Source organism: Roseateles sp. (genome assembly GCF_044373315.1).
In the GTDB taxonomy this organism is placed as follows: Bacteria; Pseudomonadota; Gammaproteobacteria; order Burkholderiales; family Burkholderiaceae_C; genus JACDQM01.
The window spans coordinates 1-3,667 of sequence record NZ_JBILQK010000188.1 but is presented as its reverse complement, the minus strand read 5'-3'; the positions used below and the strand labels follow the sequence as shown (position 1 = coordinate 3,667).

Annotated in this window: 4 protein-coding genes and 1 pseudogene; all 5 read right to left on the bottom strand. The window is 64.4% G+C overall.

Translation table 11 applies throughout. The annotated features are described in order from the left end of the window. The coding region (locus tag ACIQ67_RS20115) for a glycerophosphodiester phosphodiesterase family protein (protein ID WP_397536150.1) at positions 1 to 401 on the bottom strand (401 nt) is incomplete at its 3' end. A 17-nt stretch (positions 402 to 418) separates the two neighbouring features. Continuing rightward, positions 419 to 1,486, bottom strand: coding sequence for a sn-glycerol-3-phosphate import ATP-binding protein UgpC (locus tag ACIQ67_RS20110; RefSeq protein ID WP_397536149.1), 1,068 nt, complete (start codon positions 1,484 to 1,486; stop codon positions 419 to 421). Between the two features lie 12 nt (positions 1,487 to 1,498). Continuing rightward, positions 1,499 to 2,353 carry a sn-glycerol-3-phosphate ABC transporter permease UgpE gene (gene ugpE / locus ACIQ67_RS20105; RefSeq protein WP_397536148.1) on the bottom strand — a complete coding sequence of 285 codons (855 nt, stop codon included), beginning with the start codon at positions 2,351 to 2,353 and terminating at the stop codon, positions 1,499 to 1,501. Between the two features lie 65 nt (positions 2,354 to 2,418). Continuing rightward, entirely contained in the window at positions 2,419 to 3,306 is an 888-nt protein-coding gene (ugpA, locus tag ACIQ67_RS20100; protein WP_397536147.1) for a sn-glycerol-3-phosphate ABC transporter permease UgpA, read from the bottom strand. Between the two features lie 94 nt (positions 3,307 to 3,400). After that, a pseudogene (locus tag ACIQ67_RS20095) lies at positions 3,401 to 3,667 on the bottom strand (sn-glycerol-3-phosphate ABC transporter substrate-binding protein); the annotation flags it as partial.

Genomic DNA, 3,667 nt, shown 5'->3' with positions numbered 1-3,667 from the left:
TCGCGGCCGGTGACGCGGCCGGTTTCCAGCTCATGGCCGGGCGTGGGCTTGATTTCGATGTTCAGCGCGTAGCGGTTGGCGATGCAGAAGCGCGCTAGCGCGTCCAGGCTGGGCATGGGCTCGCCGGCAAAGCTGCGGCTGTGCCAGGCGCCCGCGTCGATGCGAGACAGCTCGCTCCAGGGCCGCTCGCCTGCCGTGCCGCGTTCCGGGGTGGTGCGGTTCAGCGTGGCGTCATGCAGCAGGAAGGGAACGCCGTCGGCGCTCAGCTTCACGTCGCATTCAAAAGCACGCCAGCCGTACTGCGCGCCCAGGCGGAAGGCAGCCAGCGTGTTCTCGGGTGCCAGCTTGCCGGCGCCGCGATGGGCGATCCAGAAGGGCATGGGCCAGTTCGTCGCGCTCATCGGGGCCTCCTTCGCACTCAATCGACGCGCTTTTGCGTTGCCGGGTCGAACCAGTGCAGTTGCTGTGCCGAGACTTCCAGCATCAGCGTGTCGCCGGGCTTGGGCGGGGTCAGCGTGCCGTCGATGCGCAGCGTGAAGGTCTCGCTGCCCAGCTTGCCGTAGACCAGGCGCTCGGCGCCCAGCATCTCGATCATCTCGACCTTGAAGGCCCAGCCCTTTTCTGCGTTCCAGTGGTCCAGATGCTCGGGGCGCAGGCCCAGGATCAGCTCGCCATCGCGCGGGGCGGCGGCCGGCAGCTCAAGCGTCACACCGCCGACGGTGAAGGCAGCGCCCTTGGCCTGGCCCTTCAGCAGGTTCATCGGCGGTGAGCCGATGAAGCTGGCCACGAAGGTGGTGGCGGGGCGACCATAGACTTCTTCGGGCGTGCCGATCTGCTCCATATGGCCGCCGTTCATCACGATCATGCGCTGCGCCAGCGTCATGGCCTCGACCTGGTCGTGGGTGACGAACAGCGAGGTGACGCCCAGTTCGCGGTGCAGCTTCTGGATCTCCAGCCGGGTCTGGGCGCGCAGCTTGGCGTCCAGGTTGGACAGCGGCTCATCGAACAGGAAGACCTGCGGGTTGCGCACGATGGCGCGGCCCATGGCCACGCGTTGGCGCTGGCCGCCGGACAGCTCGCGCGGACGGCGTTGCAGTAGGTGGCCGAGTTCCAGGATCTTGGCGGCCTTCTCGACGCGCTGCTTGATCTCGTCCATTGGCACCTTCTTGATCTTCAGGCCGTAGGCCATGTTCTCGAAGACGCTCATGTGCGGATACAGCGCGTAGTTCTGGAAGACCATCGCGATGTCGCGCTCGGCCGGCTCCACCTCGTTGACCACGCGCGGGCCGATGGCGATTTCGCCGCCGGAGACTTCTTCCAGCCCGGCCACCATGCGCAGCAGGGTGCTCTTGCCGCAGCCCGAAGGCCCGACGATGACGATGAACTCGCCGTCTGTGATCTCGGCGTTGACGCCGTGGATCACCTGATTGGCCTTGGGGCCGTGGCCATAACGCTTGACCACATTGCGCAGAGAGATGCTTGCCATTGTCTTGTGCTCTTACTTTTCGGTGTCCACGAGGCCCTTGACGAACCACTTCTGCATCAGCATCACCACCAGGGCCGGCGGGATCATCGCCAGCAGGGCGGTGGCCATCACCACGTTCCATTCGGTGTAGGACTCGCCCGCGACCAGGCGCTTGATGCCCATCACCACCGGGTACATGGTCTCTTCGGTGGTCACCAGCAGTGGCCAGAGGTACTGGTTCCAGCCATAGATGAACTGGATCACGAACAGCGCTGCGATGCTGGTCTTGGACAGCGGCAGCAGCACGTCCTTGAAGAAGCGCATCGGCCCGGCGCCGTCCATGCGCGCCGCCTCCACCAGCTCATCCGGCACTGTCATGAAGAACTGGCGGAACAGGAAGGTGGCGGTGGCCGAGGCGATCAGCGGCACCGTCAGGCCGGCATAGGTGTTCAGCATGCCCAGATCGGCCACCACCTTGTAGGTCGGGCCGATACGCACTTCCACCGGCAGCATCAGCGTGACGAAGATGGCCCAGAAGAAGAACTGCTTGAAGGGGAAGCGGAAGTAGACGATGGCGAAGGCCGAGAGCAGCGAGATCGCGATTTTTCCCAGCGAGATCACCAGCGCGCTGATCAGGCTGACCTGCAGCATCGGCAGCGCGGCCGGAATCTTGCTGCCGGCGCTGGTCTCGCCACCGAACAGCGCGAGCTTCCAGGTCTCCAGCATGTGATCGCCGGGGATCAGCGAGAGCGGGCGGCTCTGCGCGATCTGCTCGGGGCTCTGCGTCGAGGCCACGAAGGTCAGGTAGACCGGGAAGGCCACGATCAGCACGCCGAGGATCAGCGTCAGATGGGCCAGCAGGGTGAGGGCGGGGCGGCGTTCAACCATGTGTGGACTCCCGCTGGGCTGCCCCGAGGGCGGCCGGTGAACTAAGTGAGCGAGGGGCGTTCATATCAGTACTGCACCTTCTTTTCGATGAAGCGGAACTGCAGCACCGTCAGTGCCACCACCACCACCATCAGCACCACGGACTGGGCGGCCGAGCCGCCGAGATCCAGGGCCTTGAAGCCGTCGTAATAGACCTTGTAGACCAGGATGGAGGTGTCCTTGCCCGGGCCGCCATGGGTGGTGGCGTCAACGATCGCGAAGGTGTCGAAGAAGGCGTAGACGACGTTGATCACCAGCAGGAAGAAGGTGGTGGGCGACAGCAGCGGGAACACGATGGTCCAGAAGCGTCGCGCCGGGCTGGCGCCGTCGATGGCGGCGGCTTCGAGCAGCGACTTCGGGATCGATTGCAGGCCAGCCAGGAAGAACAGGAAGTTGTAGGAGATCTGCTTCCATACGGCTGCGACCACGATCAGGGTCAGCGCGTGATTGCCGTTGAGCAGATGGTTCCAGTCCAGCCCCATCACCTGCAGCGTGTAGGACACCACACCGATCGAGGGCGCGAACATGAACAGCCACAGCACGCCGGCCACCGCAGGGGCCACCGCATAGGGCCAGATCAGCAGAGTCTTGTAGGCCATCGCGCCCTTGATCACGCGGTCGGCCATTACCGCCAGCAGCAGCGCCACGGAGAGGCCGCACACCGCGACCAGCGCCGAGAACAGCGCGGTGACCTTGAACGAGGCCAAGTAGCTTTCGTCACTGAACAGCTGGCGGAAATTGTCCAGCCCCACCCATTCGACCGACAGGCCGAAAGCGTCCTGCTGCTGCAGCGACTGCAGCAGCGCCTGGCCGGCCGGCCAGAAGAAGAACACGGTGATGACGATCAGCTGCGGCGCCAGCAGCACCCAGGGCAGCCAGCCCGAGCGGAACAAGACTCTTTTTTCGACCGACATTTGCGGTTCCTTGCAATGCACTCAAATGACAGACCCGCCGAGCGGCGCTGGCGCCGTGCCGGCGGGTCGTTCAATTCAAGTGGCTTCTACGGGATTACTTGTTGGCCTTCTGGAAGCGCTCCAGCTGCTCGTTGCCACGCTTGACCGCGGCATCCAGGCCTTCCTTGGCGCTCTTCTTGCCGCCCCAGACCTGTTCCATCTCCTCGTCGATGATGGTGCGGATCTGCACGAAGTTGCCCAGACGGATGCCGCGCGACTTGTCAGTGGTCTTGCGGATCATCTGCTCGACCGAGACATCGGTGCCAGGGTTGGCCTTGTAGAAACCGCTCTTCTCGGTCATCTGGTACGAGGCCATCGTCAG

Coding starts and splice junctions, on each gene's coding strand:
- ACIQ67_RS20110 (WP_397536149.1), bottom strand. CDS start 1,486: ATGGCAAGCATCTCTCTGCGCAATGTGGTCAAGCGTTATGGCCACGGC.
- ugpE (WP_397536148.1), bottom strand. CDS start 2,353: ATGGTTGAACGCCGCCCCGCCCTCACCCTGCTGGCCCATCTGACGCTG.
- ugpA (WP_397536147.1), bottom strand. CDS start 3,306: ATGTCGGTCGAAAAAAGAGTCTTGTTCCGCTCGGGCTGGCTGCCCTGG.